The 22,271-nt window shown below is 61.1% G+C and carries 24 protein-coding genes and 1 tRNA gene; 11 read left to right on the forward strand and 14 right to left on the reverse strand.

All coding sequences use genetic code 11. From position 1 onward, the window contains the following. Positions 1–13 precede the first annotated feature (13 nt). On the forward strand, positions 14–1,204 hold the full coding sequence (locus tag ACORLH_RS08215) for an FAD-dependent monooxygenase (RefSeq protein ID WP_321832195.1): 1,191 nt from the start codon (positions 14–16) through the stop codon (positions 1,202–1,204). Between the two features lie 106 nt (positions 1,205–1,310). Here the strand turns inward: ACORLH_RS08215 and xth are convergent, their stop codons facing one another. From xth to ACORLH_RS08235, 4 genes are all read right to left on the reverse strand, one after another. Beyond that, a complete protein-coding gene (gene xth / locus ACORLH_RS08220) occupies positions 1,311–2,129 on the reverse strand; it encodes an exodeoxyribonuclease III (protein WP_321832197.1) in 819 nt (272 codons plus the stop codon). Between the two features lie 62 nt (positions 2,130–2,191). After that, positions 2,192–2,725 (reverse strand): cytochrome b, encoded by a 534-nt coding sequence (locus ACORLH_RS08225; protein WP_321832198.1) that lies wholly within the window; start codon positions 2,723–2,725, stop codon positions 2,192–2,194. A gap of 41 nt (positions 2,726–2,766) precedes the next feature. Further along, complete coding sequence (locus ACORLH_RS08230) at positions 2,767–2,970, reverse strand: hypothetical protein (protein ID WP_321832199.1); 204 nt, start codon at positions 2,968–2,970, stop codon at positions 2,767–2,769. Positions 2,971–2,988: 18 nt separating this feature from the next. Then, complete coding sequence (locus ACORLH_RS08235; RefSeq protein ID WP_321832200.1) at positions 2,989–3,324, reverse strand: iron-sulfur cluster assembly accessory protein; 336 nt, start codon at positions 3,322–3,324, stop codon at positions 2,989–2,991. A gap of 164 nt (positions 3,325–3,488) precedes the next feature. Between ACORLH_RS08235 and ACORLH_RS08240 the strand changes: the two genes are divergently transcribed. The 8 genes from ACORLH_RS08240 to ACORLH_RS08275 all read left to right on the forward strand — a co-directional run bounded on the left by ACORLH_RS08240 (position 3,489) and on the right by ACORLH_RS08275 (position 12,393). Beyond that, positions 3,489–4,676, forward strand: coding sequence for a deoxyguanosinetriphosphate triphosphohydrolase (locus ACORLH_RS08240; RefSeq protein ID WP_321832201.1), 1,188 nt, complete (start codon positions 3,489–3,491; stop codon positions 4,674–4,676). A 46-nt stretch (positions 4,677–4,722) separates the two neighbouring features. Further along, positions 4,723–6,528 (forward strand): sodium:proton antiporter, encoded by a 1,806-nt coding sequence (locus tag ACORLH_RS08245; protein WP_321832202.1) that lies wholly within the window; start codon positions 4,723–4,725, stop codon positions 6,526–6,528. Positions 6,529–6,696: 168 nt separating this feature from the next. Beyond that, complete coding sequence (gene argS / locus ACORLH_RS08250; RefSeq protein ID WP_321832203.1) at positions 6,697–8,442, forward strand: arginine--tRNA ligase; 1,746 nt, start codon at positions 6,697–6,699, stop codon at positions 8,440–8,442. A 73-nt stretch (positions 8,443–8,515) separates the two neighbouring features. After that, positions 8,516–9,565 (forward strand): SPOR domain-containing protein, encoded by a 1,050-nt coding sequence (locus ACORLH_RS08255; protein ID WP_321832204.1) that lies wholly within the window; start codon positions 8,516–8,518, stop codon positions 9,563–9,565. Next, entirely contained in the window at positions 9,562–10,557 is a 996-nt protein-coding gene (nagZ, locus tag ACORLH_RS08260) for a beta-N-acetylhexosaminidase (protein WP_321832205.1), read from the forward strand. Before ACORLH_RS08255 ends, nagZ begins: the two co-directional genes overlap by 4 nt. A gap of 2 nt (positions 10,558–10,559) precedes the next feature. Beyond that, positions 10,560–11,411: a ScpA family protein gene (locus ACORLH_RS08265; RefSeq protein WP_321832206.1), complete on the forward strand. Its 852-nt coding sequence runs from the start codon at positions 10,560–10,562 to the stop codon at positions 11,409–11,411. Next, on the forward strand, positions 11,404–12,084 hold the full coding sequence (gene scpB / locus ACORLH_RS08270; RefSeq protein WP_321832207.1) for an SMC-Scp complex subunit ScpB: 681 nt from the start codon (positions 11,404–11,406) through the stop codon (positions 12,082–12,084). The genes ACORLH_RS08265 and scpB overlap by 8 nt, the downstream gene beginning before the upstream one ends. Positions 12,085–12,234: 150 nt before the next feature. Continuing rightward, entirely contained in the window at positions 12,235–12,393 is a 159-nt protein-coding gene (locus tag ACORLH_RS08275) for a hypothetical protein (RefSeq protein ID WP_321832208.1), read from the forward strand. Here ACORLH_RS08275 and ACORLH_RS08280 read toward each other — a convergent pair. From ACORLH_RS08280 to ACORLH_RS08290, 3 genes are all read right to left on the reverse strand, one after another. Beyond that, complete coding sequence (locus ACORLH_RS08280) at positions 12,383–13,531, reverse strand: MFS transporter (RefSeq protein ID WP_321832209.1); 1,149 nt, start codon at positions 13,529–13,531, stop codon at positions 12,383–12,385. The genes ACORLH_RS08275 and ACORLH_RS08280 overlap by 11 nt on opposite strands. A 7-nt stretch (positions 13,532–13,538) precedes the next feature. Continuing rightward, the gene (locus tag ACORLH_RS08285; RefSeq protein WP_321832210.1) at positions 13,539–14,615 is read right to left on the reverse strand and encodes a 2'-deoxycytidine 5'-triphosphate deaminase; all 1,077 of its coding nucleotides are present in this window, start codon (positions 14,613–14,615) and stop codon (positions 13,539–13,541) included. Positions 14,616–14,791: 176 nt separating this feature from the next. After that, positions 14,792–15,595, reverse strand: coding sequence for a crotonase/enoyl-CoA hydratase family protein (locus ACORLH_RS08290; RefSeq protein WP_321832211.1), 804 nt, complete (start codon positions 15,593–15,595; stop codon positions 14,792–14,794). Between the two features lie 244 nt (positions 15,596–15,839). Between ACORLH_RS08290 and ACORLH_RS08295 the strand changes: the two genes are divergently transcribed. Next, positions 15,840–17,009, forward strand: a complete 1,170-nt coding sequence (locus ACORLH_RS08295) for an MFS transporter (protein WP_321832212.1) — start codon at positions 15,840–15,842, stop codon at positions 17,007–17,009. A gap of 112 nt (positions 17,010–17,121) precedes the next feature. On the opposite strand, the gene ACORLH_RS08300 is transcribed toward ACORLH_RS08295, so the two are convergent. The 7 genes from ACORLH_RS08300 to ACORLH_RS08330 all read right to left on the reverse strand — a co-directional run bounded on the left by ACORLH_RS08300 (position 17,122) and on the right by ACORLH_RS08330 (position 21,676). Further along, a tRNA-Pro gene (locus tag ACORLH_RS08300) sits at positions 17,122–17,198 on the reverse strand. Positions 17,199–17,335: 137 nt separating this feature from the next. Beyond that, positions 17,336–18,139, reverse strand: a complete 804-nt coding sequence (locus tag ACORLH_RS08305; RefSeq protein ID WP_321832213.1) for a MerR family transcriptional regulator — start codon at positions 18,137–18,139, stop codon at positions 17,336–17,338. 6 nt (positions 18,140–18,145) lie between these two features. Further along, positions 18,146–18,454, reverse strand: a complete 309-nt coding sequence (gene ihfA, locus ACORLH_RS08310; protein WP_058244097.1) for an integration host factor subunit alpha — start codon at positions 18,452–18,454, stop codon at positions 18,146–18,148. A 105-nt stretch (positions 18,455–18,559) separates the two neighbouring features. Further along, complete coding sequence (locus ACORLH_RS08315) at positions 18,560–19,534, reverse strand: beta-ketoacyl-ACP synthase III (protein ID WP_321832214.1); 975 nt, start codon at positions 19,532–19,534, stop codon at positions 18,560–18,562. Then, positions 19,531–20,637, reverse strand: a complete 1,107-nt coding sequence (plsX, locus tag ACORLH_RS08320; protein WP_321832216.1) for a phosphate acyltransferase PlsX — start codon at positions 20,635–20,637, stop codon at positions 19,531–19,533. Before plsX ends, ACORLH_RS08315 begins: the two co-directional genes overlap by 4 nt. 28 nt (positions 20,638–20,665) lie before the next feature. After that, positions 20,666–20,872 (reverse strand): 50S ribosomal protein L32, encoded by a 207-nt coding sequence (gene rpmF, locus ACORLH_RS08325; RefSeq protein ID WP_058317763.1) that lies wholly within the window; start codon positions 20,870–20,872, stop codon positions 20,666–20,668. A gap of 240 nt (positions 20,873–21,112) precedes the next feature. Further along, entirely contained in the window at positions 21,113–21,676 is a 564-nt protein-coding gene (locus tag ACORLH_RS08330) for a DUF177 domain-containing protein (protein ID WP_321832219.1), read from the reverse strand. An 86-nt stretch (positions 21,677–21,762) separates the two neighbouring features. Here ACORLH_RS08330 and ACORLH_RS08335 point away from each other — a divergent pair, with 86 nt between their 5' ends. Then, entirely contained in the window at positions 21,763–22,263 is a 501-nt protein-coding gene (locus ACORLH_RS08335) for an outer membrane protein assembly factor BamE (protein ID WP_321832220.1), read from the forward strand. The last annotated feature ends 8 nt before the right edge of the window (positions 22,264–22,271 follow it).

Raw genomic sequence — 22,271 nt, forward strand, 5'->3', positions numbered from 1 at the left:
TAAGGTGAAAGACATGAGCCTTCTGGGCATGAAAACCGTGGTGATCGGTGGCGGTATTGGCGGGCTGGCCGTGGCCCGCGCGCTGGCGCTGCGTGGCGCCTCTGTGACGCTGCTGGAACAGGCCGAAGCCATCCGCGAAGTGGGCGCCGGCCTGCAGATCAGCCCCAATGGATTCGCTGTTCTCAAGGCGCTGGGATTGGATCAGGCGCTGCAACGGGGGGCGGTGCAGGGGCAGGCGGTCTCTCTCAGGGACTATCGCAAGGGCGAAGTGCTGCGTCTCGACCTGACGCAATTGTCCGATCAGAGCTACTATTTTGTGCATCGCGCTGATTTAATCGACATCCTCGCAGAAGGCGCGCGGGAGGCCGGGGTGAAAATCCGGCTGTTGCAGAAGGTGGATCGGGTCACCCCCGCAACCTCACAAACTCCTGCCTCACTGCATCTGGCCAATGGCAGCCATCTGGAGGCCGATCTGGTGATCGGGGCCGACGGTTTGCATTCCGTGCTGCGCCCGATGCTGAACGGGGCGGATAAGGCGTTTTTCACCGGACAGGTTGCCTGGCGCGCTGTCGTGCCCAACACGATGGCGCGCGGGCCAGAGGCCTGGGTGCATATGGCACCGGGGCGGCATCTGGTCAGCTACCCGCTGCGCGACGGCAAGTCGATCAATCTTGTTGCGGTCCAAGAACGTGCGGACTGGACCGAGGAGGGCTGGTTCCACAAGGATGAGCCCTCAAACCTGCGCCGCGCCTTTGCGGGTTTCGGCGCGGAAGCGCAGGCGTTGCTTGGCGCGGTGGAGGATGTGCGGCTCTGGGGTCTGTTCCGTCATCCGGTTGCTGAGGTCTGGCAGGGTGGCCATTGCGCCCTTTTGGGCGATGCGGCGCACCCAACGCTGCCGTTTCTGGCCCAGGGCGCATCCATGGCGTTGGAGGATGCATGGGCCTTGGCTGATGAACTGGCGCTGTCTGATGATGCGCCCAGCGGGCTGGCAGCCTATCAGCATCGCCGCAAGGCGCGGGCCACCAAGGTGATCAATGCCGCGACGGGAAATGCCTGGAAATATCACCTGAGCGCGCCGCCGCTGCGGTTTGCCGCCCATACCGCGCTGCGCCTGGCCGGACGTTTTGCGCCGGGCAAAATGCTGCATCAGTTCGATTGGCTTTATGCGCATGATGAAACCGCAAGGCCGACAGCAGGCGGTTGATCCGATTGAGATCGGATGGAATGTGAGTATTTGGGAAACGATGAAAGCGCCTTTCAATGTTCCCTAAATACTCAATTTTTTGAAGCTGCAGTGCGCGCAGCAGCGATCACAGATCCAGCTCGACCCAGACCGGCACGTGGTCTGAAGGCTTCTCACGGCCGCGCACCTCTTTGTCGATCTGACAGTCGCGCAGCAGGTCTGCGCATTCCGGGCTTAGCAGGAAATGGTCGATGCGGATGCCATCATCACGGTTCCAGGCACCGGCCTGATAATCCCAGAAACTATAGTGGCCGGCACCAAATGTGCGGCTGCGGAAGGCTTCGGTGAAGCCAAGGTTCAGTAGTTTGCGCCACATTGCCAGGCTTTCGGGCCGGTGCGCAGCGTCGCCTTCCCAGGCCTCAGGGCGGCGGGCATCTTCGGCTTGCGGGATGATGTTGTAATCGCCTGCCATGAGGAAGGGCATTTCCTCTGCCAGCAGCGCCTCGGCGCGGGCCTGCAGCCGTTCCATCCAGCGCAGCTTATAGGCAAATTTGCCGCCCGGCACGGGCAGGCCATCGTCGCCCAGTTCAACAGGATTGCCGTTCGGCAGGTAGAGGTTGCACAGACGCACCGCCTGTTTGCCCACCACGGTTGCCTCGATCCAGCGGGCCTGTTCATCTTCGGCGTCGCCGTCTTGCAGCACAGGCAGGCCACGGGTCACATCCTCCAGCGGCAGCTTCGACAGGATCGCCACCCCGTTGAAACTTTTCTGGCCGTGGGTCACCACGTTATAACCCTTTTCCTCAAACAGCTCGTTCGGGAAGGCTTCATCAACGGATTTGATTTCCTGCAGCAGGGCCACATCGGGCTGCGCCTCATCCAGCCAGTCGCTCAGCGCGTTGACCCGCGCTTTGATCCCATTGATGTTGAACGTGGCGATTTTCATGATCCGGCCCCTGTTGTTGCCCCATGTCTATGCCTGAGGCAGGGCGCCGGGTGCAAGCGGGATCAGCGCGATTGGCGAAACAGGCTCATCGTTGCCATCACCCGATCCTTCAGCAGGAAGCGGTGCATCAGGCCTGCGCCAATATGCAGGATCAACAGCACCATCAGCACCTTGGTGCCGTATTCATGCAAAGGTCGGATCATCTCATAGCGGGCCGGATCAGGGGTGGAAATAGACGCCAATCCAAAGGGTTGCACCGGCAGGGAATGTACCCGCGCCGCAAGGATCCCGGTCGCCGGCAGATAGATCATCATCAGATAGATGCCCGCCTGAACCACGCGGGAGGCAAAGCCTTGCCAGGCGGCGATGTCCTGCTGCGGGCGGCCGGACAGGCCGGTCAACCGCAGCAGAAGGCGCAACGCCAGCAGGCAGAGGATAATGGCCCCAAGCGAGGAATGCCCGGTCAGGGAAAAGATGCGCTGTTCATCGGGGATATCCCCCCGGAACCCCTGACCGGCAATGAGCATCATCAAAATAATTGCCGCCATGATCCAGTGGATCAGGCGAAAAGGCAGGCTGTAACGATTGGTCGTCATGGCTAATACTCCCATTAAGTGAGAATAGCCTCAGACTTAGGTCACGGATTGATCAGGGCCAGCGTCAGCAATCCTGCCAGGGCAAGGAGCACCACAACGGCGCACCAGAACCCGATGGTGAAGCGGCGCAGCATGGCATGGCGCACCACCACGCCAACCGAAATTGCCGCCAGAAAGCTCAGCGTCAGCCCCAGCACCACCGCCTGCGCAATCGCATCGCCCATTCCGGTCAGAAACGTATCCATCAAGGGACCGCCTGCGGGTTACATGGAGAAGGAGGTGCCGCAGCCACAGGAGGATGTGGCATTGGGGTTTTCGATCACGAAACGCGCGCCGATCAGCTCTTCGGTGAAATCGATGGTGGCCCCGGTCAGGAAGGGCAGGGAAATCGCGTCAACGATCACCTTTTCGCCGGCGCCATCGCCCGAGCCTTCGAGGATCAGATCCTCATCCTTCGGCTCATCCAGCGTGATTTCATACTGAAAGCCGGAACAGCCGCCACCTTCGACAGCCACACGCAAAGCCTGACCCTGATCGCTCGCGCCGATTTCGGCAAGGCGGGCGAAGGCACGTTCTGTGACGGTGGGGGGCAGTTGCATTCCAAGGCTCCTGAAGGTTTCGCAAAAGCTGTTTATCGAATATATGTGGGGAAAGGATCGGCGACAAGAGTGCCCGGTGAGGGAATTTGCCGCCAAAGATCCGGGAATTGAGGGCCCAAAAGAGGCCCGTATGAGGCAAATTGAACAGGTAAGGGCCAATTGCAATGAGCGCCATTTACGCATCCCGTCCCGAAGACAGCCGCGGGCGGTTGCACCCCGAAGAAGAGAGCGCGTTTCGCTCTTGTTTTCAACGTGATCGGGATCGGATCATCCATGCCAGTAGCTTTCGCCGACTGAAGCATAAGACACAGGTCTTTATCGAACATGAAGGGGATTATTTCCGCACCCGGCTGACCCATTCCATTGAGGTGGCACAGGTGGCGCGGACGATTTCGGGCACGCTGGGCCTCAATCAGGAACTGGCTGAGGCCGTGGCGCTGGCGCATGATCTGGGCCATACGCCCTTTGGCCACACCGGTGAGGATGCGCTGGCGGAGTTGATGTCGCCTTATGGCGGCTATGATCACAACGCGCAGGCCATTCGTATCGTGACCAATCTGGAGCGTCACTACGCGGAATGGGACGGGCTGAACCTGACCTGGGAAACGCTGGAAGGCATCGCCAAACACAATGGCCCGGTTCTGGGGCAGGTGCCTTGGGCCTTGGCGGCCTATAACGATCACCATGATCTGGAACTGACCACCCACGCCAGCACCGAGGCGCAGGTGGCTGCCCTGTCAGATGACATCGCCTATAACAACCACGATCTGCACGACGGGTTGCGGGCGGAGTTGTTTTCAACCGATGAACTGGCCCAGATGCCGGTGTTGCAGGACTGCTTTGCTGAGGTGGATAAGAAATACCCCGGCCTCAACTACTATCGCCGCCGCCATGAGGCGCTGCGCCGGTTCTTTGGCGTCTTGGTAGAGGACGTGATCGCGGTGACCCGGGCCAATCTGGCAGAGGTCGATCCGCAATCGGTGGCCGATGTGCGCGCCGCCGGCAAGATGATGGTGCAGTTTTCGCCCGGCCTGTGGTCCGACCTGAAACAGATCCGCAAGTTTCTGTTCACCCGCATGTACCGCGCCCCGGAGGTGGTGGAGATCCGCACCTATGTGACCGAAGCAGTCAAAGAGCTGTTCCCGATCTTCATGGCTCGGCCCGAGCTGCTGCCGAAGCAATGGCGCAAAGATGTTGCCGAGGTCACCAGCGAAGAAGGTTTGGCGCGCATCGTGTCGGACTATATCTCTGGCATGACGGATCGCTTTGCGCTGCAGGAGGTGGAACATCTGACCGGCCGACGCGCCATCCCAGCCGGGCGACGCGCCACCCCGATCCAACATCACGACTGATTTTAAGACTGCAATTTCATTAAGAGCCCCTTCAGGAGGACCATAAATGGCCAGCCCAGATGTCGCCGGACTTAGCCCGATCAATGCCATCGCTCTGGTAGGGGCCTTAGGGGTTGGGGCGCAATGGCTGGCCTGGCGGCTGCAGTTGCCGGGCATTGTCTTGATGTTGCTGGCTGGGGTCATTGCGGGGCCTGTCCTCGGGGTGTTGGATCCGGCGCGGGACATCGGTCCGCTTGTGGCACCTATGGTCTCGGTTGCGGTGGCCATCATCTTGTTTGAGGGTGGGTTGACGCTCAACTTCCACCAGCTGAGTGATGCCGCAACCGGGGTGAAGCGTCTGGTCTTTGTTGGTGCGCCGCTGGGCTGGCTGACCTCCGCCATGGCGTTGCACTACGGTGCTGGGCTTGGCTGGCAGGCCTCGGCCGTTTTTGGCGGGATCATGATCGTGACCGGCCCCACGGTGATTGCGCCCCTCTTGCGGCAGGCCAAACTGGGCCGTCGCCCGGCCGCCCTCTTGCAATGGGAGGCGATCGTCAACGATCCCATCGGCGCCCTTGCGGCGGTGCTGGCGTTTGAACTGGTGGTGGTGCTGAACACCACCGAAACCGTCAGCCATGCCGCACAGGTCCTGGCCCTGGGGGTGGTGGTCGCCACCATCCTTGGCGCGCTGGGCGGCTATGGCATCGCCCGGGCCTTCAAACAGGGCTGGGTGCCGGAATACATGAAGGTGCCGGTGCTCTTTGTTGTTTTGATTGCGATTTTCGCCGCCTCAGACACGGTTTTGCATGAAAGCGGCCTGCTGGCTGTGACCATCATGGGGGTGGTGATCGCCAATGCGGAACTGCCGTCTTATACTGAGCTGCGCCGGTTCAAGGAACACGCCACGGTTCTGCTGGTGTCCGGCGTATTTATCCTCTTGGCGGCCTCCCTGGATTTCTCAACCCTTGGGCAGCTTAACTGGCGCGCGGCACTTTTTGTGGCCTCGGTCATCCTGCTGGCGCGTCCGGCAACCGTGCTGATCTCTCTGCTGGGAACCGATTTGCCCTGGCGTGAGAGGGTGCTCATCGCCTTCACCGGGCCGCGCGGTGTGGTGCTGGTGGCGGTGGCGGGGCTGTTTGGCGAACGTCTGGCGGCACTGGGCGTGGCCGATGGGGCGCTGGTTGCGCCGCTGGCCTTTGTTCTGGTTGCGGTCACCGTGGTGCTGCATGGTTTCACGCTCACACCTTTTGCCCGCGCGCTTGGGTTGGCCGGCGCTGCCGTGCCCGGTGTGCTGCTGGTCGGCGGATCGCGGTTTTCGCTGGCGCTGGGGCAGGCGCTGGGCAAGGCCGAGGTGCCGGTGCTGATCGCAGATCCCAACCGCACCCGGCTGCGCGCCGCCCGGCAGGCCGGGGTCAACACGTTTTACGGCGATGTCCTGTCTGAAGCGGCAGAACACAACTTGGAACTGGCGCAATACGGCCGCATCATCGCCCTCAGTGATAATGACGCCTACAACACGCTGGTCACCACCGATCTTGGGCCGGAGTTTGGCCGTGACAACATCTTTCAACTTGCCCGTCACAAAGGCGATCTGGCCCGCAACGCGCTGCCCAGCAGCCTTGGTGGCCGCGCTTTTGTTGCCGGCCATAATTTTGATGAGCTGGAGGCCAATATGCGCGCAGGTCATGACATGCGCTGCACCCGATTGAGCGAAGAATATGGGCCTGAGGACTGGCAGGCTGATGCGCCAGAGGCGCTGATGGTCATGGCCATCGATCCCAAAGGCAATCCGCGCCTGCCCAGCGGTGACAAGGGCCTGCCGCTCACGGCAGACTGGCAGGTGATTTGGCTGGACCCTAAGGGTACTCGTTAAGGGGGGCGTTGCCCCCATGCCTGCGGCATTCCCCCAGAGTATTTGGGAAACGATGAAAGCGCCTTTCAATGATCCGTAAATACTCAATCTGCCTGTGCAGCCCGGCTATGCGTTGACCTTTGAGGTTTGCGTGGTAAACCCGCGTCAAGAGATAGAGGATTTGGTGCGATGAACCTTTTTGCCGAGCTGCGTGCGCTGGTACTGGAACTGCTGGAGCAAATGGTTGCTGCCGGCGATCTGCCCGAGGGGCTGAACTTTGCCAATGTGGCGGTTGAGCCGCCGCGCGATCCGCTGCACGGTGACATGGCAACCAATGCCGCGATGGTGCTGGCCAAACCCGCCAAGATGAAACCGCGCGATATCGCCGACAAACTGGCGGCTAAACTGGCTGAAGATGCCCGCATCACCACTGCTGAAGTGGCCGGTCCCGGTTTCCTCAACATGCGCCTTGATGCCAGCCTGTGGCAGGGGATTGTGAAAACCGCGCTGAGTGATGGCACGGCCTATGGTCGCTCCTCCATGGGGCAGGGCAAGAAGGTCAATGTGGAATATGTCTCGGCCAACCCGACCGGTCCGATGCATGTGGGCCATACCCGTGGCGCGGTCTTTGGCGATGCGCTGGCCTCGCTCCTGGATTACGTCGGCTATGAAGTGACCCGCGAATATTACATCAACGATGGCGGCGCGCAGGTCGATGTACTGGCGCGTTCGGCCTATGAGCGTTACCGCGAAGCCAATGGGCTGGAGCCGGAGATTGCCGAAGGGCTGTATCCCGGTGATTACCTGATCCCGGTTGGCGAAGCGCTGAAAGAGAAATACGGCGACAGCCTGCTGGACAAGCCCGAAGCAGAATGGCTGACGGATCTGCGCAGCTTCTCGACCGATGCGATGATGGAGATGATCCGCGGCGACCTGGCGGCGCTGGGTGTGGTGATGGATGAGTTCTACTCGGAAAAATCCCTCTACGGCACAGGCCAGATTGAGGCTGCGCTGGAGCGTTTGGAAAACCTGGGCCTGATCTACGAAGGCGTGCTGGAGCCGCCAAAGGGCAAACTGCCTGAGGATTGGGAAGAACGTGAGCAGACCCTGTTCAAATCGACTGAATACGGTGATGACGTCGACCGTCCCGTGAAGAAATCCGACGGCGCCTGGACCTATTTTGCCCCCGATATCGCTTACCACTTCACCAAGGTGGAGCGTGGCTTTGACATGTTGATTGACGTCTTTGGCGCCGATCACGGTGGCTATGTCAAACGGATGAAGGCTGCGGTGGCCGCGCTGAGCGAAAACAAGGTGCCGCTGGAGATCAAGCTGATCCAGCTGGTGAAGCTGTATAAAAACGGTGAGCCGTTCAAAATGTCCAAGCGCGCCGGCACCTTTGTGACCCTGCGCGACGTGGTGGAGCAGGTGGGCGCGGATGTGACCCGTTTCCACATGCTGACCCGCAAGAACGACGCGCCGCTGGACTTTGATTTTGACAAGGTGCTGGAACAGTCCAAGGACAACCCGGTGTTCTATGTGCAATACGCCCATGCCCGTGTCTGCTCGGTTCTGCGCAAAGCAACCGAGGCCGGTATCGCCCATGATGATGCCACGCTGGCGGCTGCGGATCTGAACGCGCTGAGCCATGATGCGGAGATGGCGGTGGCCAAGAAACTGGCCGAATGGCCACGTCTGGTTGAGATTGCCGGCCGCAACAACGAACCGCACCGCGTGGCCTTCTATCTCTATGAACTGGCAAGCGAATTCCATTCTCTGTGGAACCGTGGCAACGATGACATGTCACTGCGCTTCCTGCAGGAAGGGGATGCGGCGACGTCACAGGCGAAAATCGCCCTTGCCCGTGCCGTGGCCGTTGTTATTTCCGCCGGTCTTGGTATTCTAGGCGTGAAACCGGCCGAAGAGATGCGCTAAAGCATCCATCCCGCGCCGGTCCGTGAAGCAGTTTTCCGACGGGATCCACCCGTCGGCGCGGAAAGAGGCGAAGATGGCAGAGATGCAGGACACCGGGCGCATGGCTGCGCCCGCGCAGCAGGCATATAACACAACCGCTTATGATGCTCAGATACAGGGGCATGCCGTCGGATATGACGATCCGGCAGGCTATGAAGCAGAGGCTGGCTATGAGGAAACGCCCACGTCGCTGAAGGCTGGCGTGGCCACCGTGCTGCATTTCACCGGTGCGGCAGTGTCGCTGGGTTTGCTGATCGGTGTTGGTGTCTGGGGCTATCAGCTGGTGGTGCGGGATGTCAGCGGTGTGCCTGTGGTGCAGGCAGCCGAAGGCCCGATGCGGATCGCGCCCGTAGATCCCGGTGGATCCCGGGCGGAGAATCAAGGCCTTGCCGTGAATGAGGTGGCTGCAGATGGCGGCGCACAGCGTGCGGCGGACCGTGTGATTTTGGCGCCACCGCCGCTGGACCTGGACAAATCCGATCCACTGCTGGCGGTGGGCCGAGCTGTCACGCCCGCGGCCACCAGTGAGGCGGACGGGCAGAGCGCCCGCATCGAAGCCCTGGTCGGGCAGGTGATGCGTGAGGCGCAGGAAATTGCGGAGGCCGATCAGACGGCGCTGATCCAGCAGGCATCGCTCACCCAGGAGGTTGAGGCAGAGCCTGCCACAGCACCGGCTGAGGTCGAAGTGGCACGTGCGATCAAACCGATTGAGGGTGGCATGGGGCGTTCGCTGCGGCCCAAGGCGCGGCCTGCCAACCTGCAGCGCAGTGCTTCGCTGAGACCCGATGCGGTCAGCATGGGCACGGTGGAGGTCAGCCCAGATACCCTGGCAGCGGGCACTCGTCTGGCGCAGTTGGGGGCCTATGACAGCCCTGAGGTGGCGCGTAAGGAATGGGATAAGATCGCCGCGCGGTTTGGTGATTTCATGCTGGATAAACAGCGGGTTGTGCAGAAAGCCAAAAGCGCTGGCAGCACCTTTTACCGCCTGCGTGTGCACGGGTTTGCCAGCCTTGATGATGCCCGCCGCTTCTGTAACGCCTTGGACGCAGAAGGCACTGATTGCATTCCGGTGACCCACAAGTGAGCCGCTTCGGTGCAACGGTCCTGGATCCGGTTGGCCCGGTTCTGAGTGCTGAGGAAAAGGCATTTTTCCGCGATGCCGATCCCTTTGCCTTTATCCTATTTGCCCGCCACGTTGTGGACGGCGATCAACTGCGCCGTCTGTGCGGCGATCTGCGCGAGGCCGTTGGGCGTAACGCGCTGATCACCATCGATCAGGAAGGCGGACGTGTGCAGCGGCTGGTGCCACCGATGGCAAGCCAGTTCCTGCCGCCGCTGGAAGAAGTGGCGCAGGCGGGCGACCATGCCGCTGAGGCGATGAACCTGCGCTATCAGATCATCGCGCATGAGCTGCGCAGCTACGGCATTGATAGCAATTGCGCGCCGCTGGTCGATGTGGCCGCGCCTGAAACCCATCCTTTCCTGCAAAACCGCTGTTACGGCATGCAGCCCGATCAGGTGGCCGCGATTGGCCGCGCGGTGGCCGATGGGCTGCTGGCAGGCGGTGTGGTGCCTGTTGTGAAACACCTGCCCGGTCACGGCCGCGCGGTGAGTGACAGCCACAAGGAATTGCCGCGGGTCAGCGTGCCACGGGCCGCGCTGGATCAGGATTTCGCCCCTTTCAAAGCGCTGAACGACCTGCCGATGGGGATGACGGCGCATCTGCTTTATGACGCGCTTGATGATCGCCCTGCGACGCTGTCACCCGTGATCATGCAGCAGATCCGGCAGGAGATCGGCTTTGACGGGTTGATCATGACCGATGACATCTCAATGCAAGCACTCTCAGGTGATCGGGGGCAGATTGCGCAGCAGGCGATCGCGGCGGGCTGTGACGCGGTGCTGTATTGCAATGCGCCCTTGGCGGATAAGATCCGGGTGGCAGAGGCCTCGGGCCAGATGACGTCTGAGGCGCAGCGACGGGCAGACCGGGCCATTGCCGCGCGCGAAACACCTGAAACAATTGACATTGAAGCCCTCAAGGCCAAACATGACGCGCTGTTGAACAGAGCGTAGTTATGGCCGATCAGGAATTTGATCTAGAACCCACCCGCACCCAGAGTGTGGCCGAGAGATTGGCCGCAGAAGCTCTAATTGTGGATGTGGATGGGTTTGAGGGGCCGCTGGACCTGCTGCTGACACTCGGGCGCACGCAAAAGGTGGATCTGCGCAAGATCTCAATCCTGCATTTGGCCGAACAATACCTTGAGTTTGTTGAGAAAGCCAAAGAACTGCGCATCGAGCTGGCAGCGGATTATCTGGTGATGGCGGCCTGGCTCGCCTTCCTGAAATCGCGGTTGCTGCTGCCGCCGGATCCAAGTGAAGAGGGACCTTCGGGCGAAGAACTGGCGGCGCATCTGGCCTTTCAGCTGGAACGTCTGGCGGCGATGCGGGACAGCGCGGCCAAATTGATGGCGCGCGATCAGAAAGGGCGCGATTTCTTTGTACGGGGCGTGCCTGAAAATATGACCCGGGTGCGGCGGGTGACCTACACCGCCACCCTGATGGATTTGATGCAGGCCTATGCCCGGATCCGCACCCAGGATGAGTTCCGTCCCTTTGTGATGGATCGCGACTCGGTCTTCACGATGGAGCAGGCGCTGGAACGAATGCGCAGCATGATCGGCTTCAGCGGCACCTGGACGGAATTGAGCAGCTATTTCCCCATCGGCTGGGACGGTGATGCGATGCGCAAACGCTCGGCCACCGCCGCAACCTTTGCCGCGACGCTGCAACTTGCCAAAGAAGGCAAGGTTGAGCTGCGTCAGGGCGGGACCTTTGAGCCGATCCAGCTGCGCCGCAGGGAGGCGGCTCAGGACAAGATCAAACCCGTGGAAAACAGCGGGCCGCAGGAGGTGCAGGATGAGTGACGAGCAGATGCAGGAGGCCCTGGGCCTGCCCCCGCAGGAGGAAAGCCTGTTCGAAGCGCCCCCTATGGCCGAACAGGAACGTATGGTCGAGGCGATCCTTTTTGCATCGGCTGAACCGGTTTCGGTCAAAGAGCTGGAGGCCCGTCTGCCGCATGGATCTGTGGTCAGCCAAGCGCTTGTGAACCTGCAGCGCCGCTATGAGGGGCGTGGGGTTCAGGTGGCCCGCGTGGGGGAAGCATGGGCGATCCGTACGGCACCGGATCTTGGGTTTCTCATGCAGAAAGAAACGGTTGAGACCCGCAAGCTCAGCCGTGCCGCGATCGAGACATTGGCAATTGTTGCCTATCACCAGCCTGTCACCCGCGCTGAGATCGAAGAGATCCGGGGCGTTTCGGTCAGCCGCGGGACGGTGGATCAGCTGCTGGAACTGGAATGGATCCGCTTTGGCCGCCGTCGGATGACCCCGGGGCGCCCGGTGACCTTTGTGGTGACGCAGGAATTCCTTGATCACTTCGGTTTGGAAAACGCCCGCGATCTGCCCGGCCTGAAAGAGCTGCGCGCAGCGGGTCTATTGGACAACCGTCCGCGTCCAGGCAACATGCCGGGGGTGACCAATGAAGACGAAGAAGAGGTCATCGAGGACGAAGATCAGGGCGATATGTTCGAAGAATAGGTGGGATGCGCCACCAATCCGCTAAAAACCACGTCTGATCACGCGTTTTTCAGGGGTAAGGCCCTGAAACTGCCACATTCATCCCTATGTTTGGGGCAAGCCGCAAAAGGCGCGGAAAAAACCGCGCAGGAATTGAGCAGGAGAAGAGCAATGAACGCCAATCAGATTATCAATATGGTGATCCGTCAGGTCATGCGCCGTCTGGTGAACAAAGGTGTTGATGCCGGTTTTGAAAAAGTGACCGGATCGGCCAAAAACGGTCGTCGTGCCCGCAAAGCTGCGCGCACCGCGCAGCGCCTCAATCGCTGATATTGGCCACTTTGGCGCGGGGCAACAGGGCCTCGCCGCTGGCCAGCAGACAGCAGACTGCTGAAATAAACACACAAGCGCTCAGCCCATATGCATCATAGGGCAGGGCGTAGATCACTGCGCCCAGCGTTACACAAAGGTAGGTGCTGGCAGAGTTGAGCCCCATGATCGCACCACGCTGCGAAGGCTCCAACGCATTGAGGCGGTCCAGCACCGCGTTAAGGGCGAAGGCCTGAAAAGTCCCCCAGATGAACACAGTAACCAGCAAGGCATTATAGCTGCTGGTGACGCTCATGGTGATGAAATGCGCCAACGCCAGCCCGAAGAAGGCCACTGCCATTGCCTTGTGCCGGGGCAGCCTGTCAATGAAACGGTTGAACAATGCGGCGACGCCATAGCCGCTGCCGTAGGACATGGTGAGCAATCCGGCCGCGCTGGTGCTTTGCCCAAGCTGCTCCACCACATGGGTGCCAAGGAAGCCATAGGCGCCAAAGAAGGAAAACATCAGCATGATGTTGGCAAACAGGGCACGGCTGACGCCCGGCACCTGTAGCGCCGTCAGCGGGGAGGTGGGGCGGTCCGCGACCCTAGCGACCCCCATGTCGCATCGGCCCAGCAGGATCCAGACCAGCGCTGTCAGCGCGGACAGGATGGCATAGAGGCTGCGCCACCCCATAAGGTCAGTAACCACCGCCGCCAGTAGCACGCCGCCCACAAGCGAAAGCGTCCAGCCGGTCAGCACGGTGCCGATCACCTGTTTTTCCTGCCCTTTCGGAGCAACCTGCGCGGCCAGCCCGTAAATCGCTGGCAGCGCCATGCCAGCGCCGATCCCGGCCAGACCATGGGCCGCAATCAGCAAGGGGGCGGAGGGCGCGAATGTGATAACCAGCAAGGCCAGACAGACCAGCGCCGCGGCATGCCGCAGGCTGCGGTCGGCCCCGATCACATCAGATCGTGGCGCCAGAAACAGCGCCGACAGGGCCGTGCCCGCGCCATAGGCGCTCATCGCGGTGATGATCCGCGTGGCTGGTGCCCCTAGATCCGCGCCAACGGCCGAAGCGATCGGTGGCAGCACCAGAGAATTGGCACCGATGATGCCAATGGCCAGCGTCAGCAGGGGAACAGGGCGGGTCAGCACCGGCAGATCACCCGGCGCGGAAATGTTTGGACAGTTTCAGGCCCTGACCCTGATAGTTTGAGGCAATGCCTGCACCATAAAGCTGCTCTGGCACCTCAGCCATTTGTTCATAGACCAGCCTGCCGACCACCTGCCCATGCTCCAGCACAAAGGGGGCTTCGTGGCAGCGCACCTCAAGCACGCCGCGCGAACCGGCGCCGCCCGCATCTGCGTTGCCAAAGCCTGGGTCAAAGAAGCCTGCGTAATGCACGCGAAATTCGCCGACCATTGCCAGATAGGGGGCCATTTCAGCGGCATAGGCGGGCGGGATATGCACCGCCTCCCGGCTGACCAGAATGTAAAACGCACCGGGGTCCAGAATGATCTGCCCGTTGTCGCTGCGCACCTCTTCCCAGTATTCGGCCGGGTCATATTCGCCGATCCGGTCCAGATCGATCACACCAGTATGGGGTTTGGCGCGGTAGCCCACCAGCGTGCCTTCGCTGGGGCGCAGATCAACCGAAAAGCCAAGGCCTTCATCGATCACCGCTTCACCGTCTACGAGGGGTGTTTCGCCATGCAGCGCGGCCAGGGCATCGTCAGACAGCACTGCCTGACCGGCGCGGAACCGGATCTGATTGAGCCGCATGCCCGGACGCACCAGAACCGAGAAGCTGCGCGGGCAAATCTCGGCATAGAGCGGCCCGTGATAACCCGGCTGGATGCGGTCAAACTCTTCCCCGCCATCGGTGATGGTGCGGGTCAGCAGATCCAGCCGCCCGGTGGAGCTTTTGGCGTTGGCAACGGCTTGCACGCCGGCGGGCAGGTTCAGCCCTTCCATCAGGGGCACCACATAAACGCAGCCCTTTTCCAGAACGGCCCCATCGGTGAGGTCGATCTGATGCATTTCGAACTCTTCCAGCCGGTCCATGACCGAACGGCCATTGCCCGCTAGAAAGGAGGCCCGCACCCGCCAGGCACGGGTACCCAGCCGTAGGTCCAGTGAGGCGGGTTGGATCTGTTCAGGAATGATTGCGGGGCTGGCGGTGATCTCACCGGCCGTGATCATGGTTTCCAACGCCTGAGAGGGTAGAACTCCGGTCATAAACGCGCCTCCGCAAATGGTTTTTTCCGTCTTATCAAAGGGGCGGGGGCCGGGGAACCATGTTTGTGCGCCCATTGCGCCTGAACATCCGCCGCAACAGGGAAAACCGGGCTCACAGGCATGAAAAACGCGCGCCCTGTGAGGGACGCGCGTCACAAAATCATCAGCTGGGCTGCTTAGCCTTTGGGTTTCACCCGGGCCGCCGTTTTGTTGGCAAAGGCCTCCAGGCGATCGCGCGATGCGGGCTGGGTGTTCACGATGCCGGCCACAACCGATTCCGCATAGGCCGCATCCAGCGCTGACATGTTCTGCATATGGCTGATGGCCGAACAGATGGCGAAGTTCGACAGCGGCGGGTTTTCTGCCGCTGCGCGGGCGATCTCATAGGCTTTGGCCTCAGAATCCTCGACCAGATATTGGGCCAGACCAACGGAAATCGCTTCGTCATCTTTGTAGATCCGACCGGTTAGCATCATGTCGATCATCCGGGATTTGCCGACCAGATCGGCCACGCGGATGGTGGCGCCACCACCGGTGAACAGCCCGCGCTGGCCTTCGGGCAGGGCGAAATAGGTCGACTGATCGGCAACCCGGATATGCGCCGAGGAGGCCAGTTCCAGACCGCCACCGACAACCGCGCCTTTCAGCGCTGCGATGATCGGCACACCACCATATTCCATCTTGTTGAACGCCTCATGCCAGCGCAGGCAGACATGCATGAAATCCTCGGGGCGGCGATCTTCGACGTGGTGTTCCACCAGATCAAGGCCGGCGCAGAAATGATCGCCCTCAGCCCGCAGCACGATGGCGCGTGCGCCCATGCGCGGCAGATGCGAGAAGACTTCGATCAGCTCTTCAATGGTTTCTGCATTCAGCGCGTTGCGCTTAGTGGGGCGGTTGAGGGTCACGGTGGTGATCCCGGCCTCATCCATAGCCACGGTGATGTTTTCCAGCACGAAATCGTCGATCGACTTTTTCATCACAGCCTCCTCCGGCGGTTTGGGTCTTTCTTCGCACATCCAATGTGGCGTCCGGCCTGTCAAGCGCGCCCCCGGCGAAAAAGCGACCACGAGGTCGGATGCGCCCCTTTACGCTGCGTCGTTTTTTTGTCGGAGGGGGCTCATTATTCGCGGCAGCCCCCTTGTGCCCGGAAGTGTTAGCGCCCAAAGATTCGCACAAAGAACGGGACGGAACGACCGCCCGATTTCGAACAGGATGACGATGATGAGCGGGATCAGAACCCCTTGGCGGGCAGTGGCAGCGATGTTTGCGATGAACGGGGCGCTCTATGGCATGTGGGCGGCGCGGGTGCCTGCGGTGGCGGAGAAGTTTGACCTCAGCCACGCAGTGCTGGGCGGTTTGCTGTTGCTGCTGGCAGGCGGCGCGATCCTGGCCTTTCCTTTTGCCGGGCGCGCGGCGGATCAGATGGGCGCGGCGCGGGTGACCCTGTGGCTGGCGCTTGCCAATCTGGTGACGCTGCTGCTGATCGGGATCGCGCCCAGTTTCTGGGTGCTGGCCCTGGCGCTGCTGCTGTTTGGGGCCAGCCACGGTGCCATGGATGTCACCATGAACACCTGGGCCACTGAGGTCGAACGTACAATGGCGCGGCCGGTGATGTCCTCCTTCCACGCGATGTGGAGCGTTGGCACGGCGATGGGGGCGATCAGCGGCTATCTGGCGCTGAAGGCGCAGCTGGGTCTGCTGCCCCACTTTGCGGCGGCGGGGCTGGTGCTGTCGGCGCTGTTTTACTGGTTCGGGTCGATCAACTGGCAGTCAGACACCCATCATGGCGAACAGAAAGGGCCGATCTTCACCCTGCCCAAGGGGATCTTGCTGTTTGCCGGTCTGATGGCCTTTGGCGCCGCCATGGGTGAAGGCGCCATGGCGGATTGGAGCGCGGTCTATATGGTGGATGTGGCCGGTGTCAGTGAGGCCGATGCGGCGCTTGGCTTCACGGTCTTCTCGGGCGCGATGGTGGCGATGCGGCTGGCCGGGGACCGGGTGATCCGGGCCTTTGGTCCGGTGGCCACGGCACGCGGCGCTGGCGTGGTGGCCTTTTCCGGTGCTTTGCTGGTTGTCGGCTTTGCTACGCCGGACATCAGCGTCCTTGGGTTTGCGCTGATGGGGCTGGGTTATGCGGTGGTGATCCCGATCGCCTTTACCCGCGCGGCCAATGATCCAAACATGTCACCGGGCCGCGCAATATCTTCGGTCTCAACCCTCAGCTATGGCGGTATCCTCCTCGGGCCGCCACTGATCGGGTTCGTGGCCGAGGCCAGTTCTTTGCGGTTCGGCTTTGGCATCCTTGCGGCCTTGGCGCTGCTGATCATCTGCTTTGCCTTTGCCGTGCGTCCCGTTGCGGGATCCGCAGTCACAGCAAAAGCAGCCAAGTAAATAGGATGAGGGCAGGGGGATAAACCCCTGTTCTCTCTCACTCTTTCCATCGGAAGATCACGTGATTGATCGCATGCCCCAAGTGGGGTGAGATCACCAGTGTGGGAGAAAATGGTCGGGCTAGCAGGACTCGAACCTGCGACCTTCCGTCCCCCAGACGGACGCGCTACCAGGCTGCGCTATAGCCCGACGGTTTGGCTTTCATACTGGATTCTGCGCCGGGGGCAAGAGGATTTGCGAAATTCTTTTGTAGTTTTTTCGCCGCGCCTTAGCGGATCTTTGGCGGCCTGTCGGATGGTCGCCCACGCCCGCGCAGCTGCCAAAGCTCAGAGCCGTTTTTTCACCGCCGTCAGATGATCCTGCAACCGGTTCCGCACCACCATCGCATCGTCGTGTTTGCCATCCCTGATCCGTGCAGCTGGATCCAGCAGCGCGGTCAGGTGGCCGGGGAACGGCGCGGGGTCTGCTGGCGCTGTCAGCTCTGCCACCGGTTCTGTCGGTGCCTCAGCCGCCGAGGCGGTCGGGGTGGCAACAGTATCGGTATCAGCCGGCAGATCGCGCGCCTCTGCCTCACCAAAGGGCAGGGGCACGTCTTCGGGTTCTTCCACCTCAGGGGCGGTGTCCTCGGATGAGGCGCGGTAGATGTCATCCAGCTCAGGCGCCACGGAATCTGCCATCTCAAACAGCATGGCCTGTTCCGGCTCACGCTCAAAGGGGGGCTTTTTCTTCGCGGATTTCTTGGCGCTATCCTCGGCCGGGCTGGGGAAGACAACAAGGTTGTCGCCCGCCTCATCAGCTGCGGGTTCAGGCGCGACGGCAGCAGCGTCCACCACGGGGGCGGGGTCTGGATCGCCATCCAGCGGTTGCGACATGGCGGTGACATGTTTCACGCCATTTTCGCGCAGCAGCTTCTGCACGCCTTTGATGGTCATGCCTTCGTCATGCAGCAGGGTTTTGATGCCCCCCAGCAACAGCATGTCCTGACGGCGGTAATACCGGCGTCCACCGGCGCGTTTCACCGGCTTCACTTGGGTGAATTTGCTTTCCCAGAAACGCAAAACATGGGCCGGGCGATCCAACCACTCGGCCACTTCGCTGATCGTTCTGAAGGCGTCTGGCGACTTCGCCATTGCCGCTTATCCTTTCTTGGAGTTCCCTGCGGCCACACGCTCCTTCATCAGGTGCGAGGGGCGGAAGGTCAGGACGCGGCGGGGATTGATCGGCACCTCTTCCCCGGTCTTGGGGTTACGACCCACACGGGCCGCCTTATCGCGCACCGAGAAGGTGCCGAAAGAAGAGATCTTGACCTGCTGGCCATCCACCAGCGCGTCCGACATGTGGTTCAATACGCTTTCCACAAGCTGCGCGGAATCGTTGCGGGACAGGCCCACTTCGCGGAAAATCGCTTCGCTCAGGTCCATACGGGTCAGGGTCTTGTCACTCATGCCGGGTCTCCCTCATTTTCTCAAGAATGAGGGAAGGCAATTTCCGAGTCAATATCAATGGCTTGCTTTACCCACTCTGACCGGCGCTGAACCGCTGATTTTAGCTTACCAGCGCAGAACAACCGCGCCCCAGGCCAGGCCGCCACCGATGGCTTCGGTCAGAACCAGATCACCCTCCTTGATCCGACCCTCAGCCGCGCCAACCGAAAGGGCCAGCGGGATCGAAGCCGCAGAGGTGTTGCCGTGGTCCTGAACGGTGACGATCACATTGTCCATCGACAGGCCCATTTTCTTGGCCGTGCCCTGGATGATGCGGATATTGGCCTGATGCGGCACGATCCAGTTTACGTCACTGTCGCCAAGATCGATTTTCTTCAGCGCGGTCCGTGCGGTTGAGGTCAGTTTTTCAACGGCCTGACGGAACAGCGCATTGCCCTGCATCCGCAGCTTGCCCGAAGTGCCGGTGGTGGAGACCCCGCCATCGACATAAAGCATGTCGCGGTAGCGCCCGTCCGAGTTCAGATCGGCCGACAGGATGCCGCGATCGGCGTTGTCACCGGCGCCCTCTGCGCCTTCCAGAACCAATGCACCGGCGCCATCGCCAAACAACACGCAGGTGGCGCGATCGGTCCAGTCCATGATCCGGCTGAAGGTTTCCGCACCAATGACCAGCACGCGCTTCGCCTGACCGGATACGATCAGCGCATTGGCGTTGGTCAGTGCGTAGACAAACCCGGCACAGACCGCCTGGACGTCAAAGCCAAAGCCCCGCGTCATGCTCAGCTTTTCCTGCACCATAGTGGCAACAGACGGGAAGGTCAGGTCCGGTGTGGATGTGGCCAGCACGATGGCATCAATGTCATCTGCCACTAGGCCGGCATTTTTCAGCGCGGCATTGGCGGCTTTGACCGCCAGATCCGAAGTTGTTTCACCCTCGGCCGCGAAATGGCGCCGCTCAATGCCTGAGCGGGTGCGAATCCATTCGTCCGTCGTATCCAGGGTGGCTTCAAATTCGCTGTTGGGGACAACCCGCTCTGGCAGATAATGTCCAACGCCTTTTACAACAGCCCGTATTGTCATTCTTTGTCACCGCTCTGGCTTCTTTCCTCTACGGCATTTTGGACCTGCTCGGTGGCAGATGCAACCCGAGCCGCAAGTTTGTGCGAGAAACCAGATTGGGACAGTTGGAAGGCCAGTTTGACCGCCGCGGCGACGCCCATCGCATCGGCCGAGCCATGCGATTTCACCACCGTGCCGTTGAGGCCTAGAAATACGCCACCATTGACACGGCGCGGGTCAATCCGTTTGGCCAGACGCTGCAGCGAGGTATAGGCCAGAACCGATGCCAGACGCGACAAGGGCGAAAATTTGAAGGCTTCGCGCAAGAGGCTGCCGATCAGGCTGGCGGTGCCTTCGCCGGTCTTCAGCGCGATGTTGCCGGTGAAGCCGTCGGTGACGATCACGTCGCAGGTGTTGCCCGGAATATCGCCGCCTTCAACAAAGCCGACAAACTCATATCCGGCCAGCGGGGCCTGTTTGGCAATCAGCTCATGCGCCAGTTTCAGCTCAGCGCGGCCTTTGTGTTCTTCGGTGCCGACGTTCAACAACCCGATTCTGGGGGTTTCCAGATCCAGACCGTTGCGGGCATAGGAGGCGCCCATCATTGCATATTGCAGCAGGTCGCGTTCGTCGGCGCGAATATCGGCGCCCACATCCAGCATCACATTGAACCCCTGCGGGTTCGACGAGGGCCAGAGAATCGCAATGGCGGGGCGGTTCACACCCGGCAGTTTGCGCAGGCGGATCATCGACAGCGCCATCAGAGCGCCGGTGTTGCCACAGGAGACACAGACATCCGCCTCTTTCGAGCGGACCGAATCAAGCGCCGACCACATGGAGGTGTTTTTGCCGTGGCGCATCACCTGGGAGGGTTTGTCCTCCATGGTGACCACATCTTCGGCATCGCGGATTTCCACCCGACCCAGCAGCGGTTTCTTACGGGCAACAAGCCGCTCAAGCTCGGCCTTGGGGCCGTGCAGGATGAAACCGATATCGGGATTTTTCTTGGCTGACAACGAAATACCGGCGACAACAGCCGCCGGTCCTCGATCGCCACCCATGGCGTCAACGGAGATGATGATGCGGTCCGCACCCGCTGTGGAGGTATCCTGCATAGCGGTCATAGCGGACGCTGGTCCCCGTGAAATGCGCTTATGCCGCGTCTTCGTCCAGATCGACGTCGTCAGCCATGGCGACAACTTCACGATCGGCGTAGTGGCCGCAGGAGGCGCATACGTGGTGGGGGCGCTTCAGCTCACCGCAGTTCGGGCACTCGTTCGGGTTTGCAGCGACCAGTGCGTCGTGTGCGCGGCGGTTGTTGCGGCGCGACTTGGATACTTTGTTCTGTTGGACAGCCATGTCACAACCTCAATTTCAGGGGCCGCGACGGCCCGGTTACAGGTGGGTTCGTGGCACATAGTCGGAAGTTTCCGACATGTCCAACCCTAAATTCGAATGAGCGCCGGAAAATACTGCGAATTTGCCCCAGCGCAAGTGGTTTTTTGGGGTGCGACAGTTTTCTTTTCAACGGGCACTCAGCGCGGCCAATCCTCAGGCAAAAACTGCCCCAAAGCAAGGGCCGCGCAGGGGGCTACGCCTTTAGTCTTCGCCCTTTTGTCCCAGCTGGTCACGCAGCGCGGCAAGTCCGGCAAAGGGTTTGGTATCCTCATCCGTCATTGCGGCTTTGCCCGGCTCGGTAAAGTTGGTCTCAGCCATTTCTGCGCCATCTGCCCGCGGGTAGAGCGGCAGCGCCAGCGACAGGGCTTCGATCATCACAGCCGCCGGGTCAATGTGGCTGCCAAGTGGTTCCAGGCTGTCGTCTTCGTGCATTTCAACGCCGTCTTCGCTGCCAGCGTCGCCGTCTTGTTCGGGCAGATCGGCAACAAAGCGCCGTTCGGTCGGCTCTTCCAACCGGGTGGTGACTGGGGCCAGGGTGACCACACAGGGCTGGGTCACGGTCGCACCCAACTGTGCCTTCAGCACCCAGTCGCGTTTGCCGCTTGCGGCCACTTCGCCCTTAAAGCGCAGCTTGCGCAGGCCCAAAAGGCCCAGTTCGTCGGCAATGGCACGCAGGCTGGCCTCATCCGGGATCAGTTCAAACCGGGTGGGTTTATTGGTCGACAGATCGGCCACACGCAGTGGCTGAGAGGGGAGATTGCTCATTTCGGGGTGGTTCCTTTGCTTGAACCGAAGTCATTCCTTCTGTAAGCGAGATAAAAGGCGAAAGAAGCCAAGGCAAGAGGGCGGAGATGGCAGGCAAGGTAAAGACCCTGGGAACGCGTCGGGAAACACGTCGGGGAACGCATCTGGTAACAACCGTTGGCAAGGTGGCTGCTGTTGTGGCCGTTCTGGCCGTGGCCGGATGTTCGGCCAGCTATCGCAATCACGGTTTTGTTCCGCCCGAAGAGGAACTTGCAGGCATCATCGTTGGCGTTGATACCCGCGACAGCGTGTCTGAAACCGTTGGCCCGCCCACCACATCGGGCGTGATCAAGGATGGCAGCTATTTCTACGTCCGCAGTCAGGTGAAACATTTTGCCTATCGCGCCCCTGAGGTGATCAACCGCGAAGTGGTGGCGATCAGCTTTGATAAGCGCGGCGTGGTGTCCAACGTGGAACGCTTTGGTCTGGAAGACGGCCAGGTGGTGCCGCTGTCACGTCGCGTGACCAGCTCGGGCATCGTAGACAAGGGCTTCATCCGTCAGCTTCTGGGCAACCTCGGCCAGGTCAGCGCCGCGGACGTGCTGTAACAAGCGCT

The organism is Thalassovita sp., assembly GCF_963691685.1.
GTDB lineage: Bacteria > Pseudomonadota > Alphaproteobacteria > Rhodobacterales > Rhodobacteraceae > Thalassobius.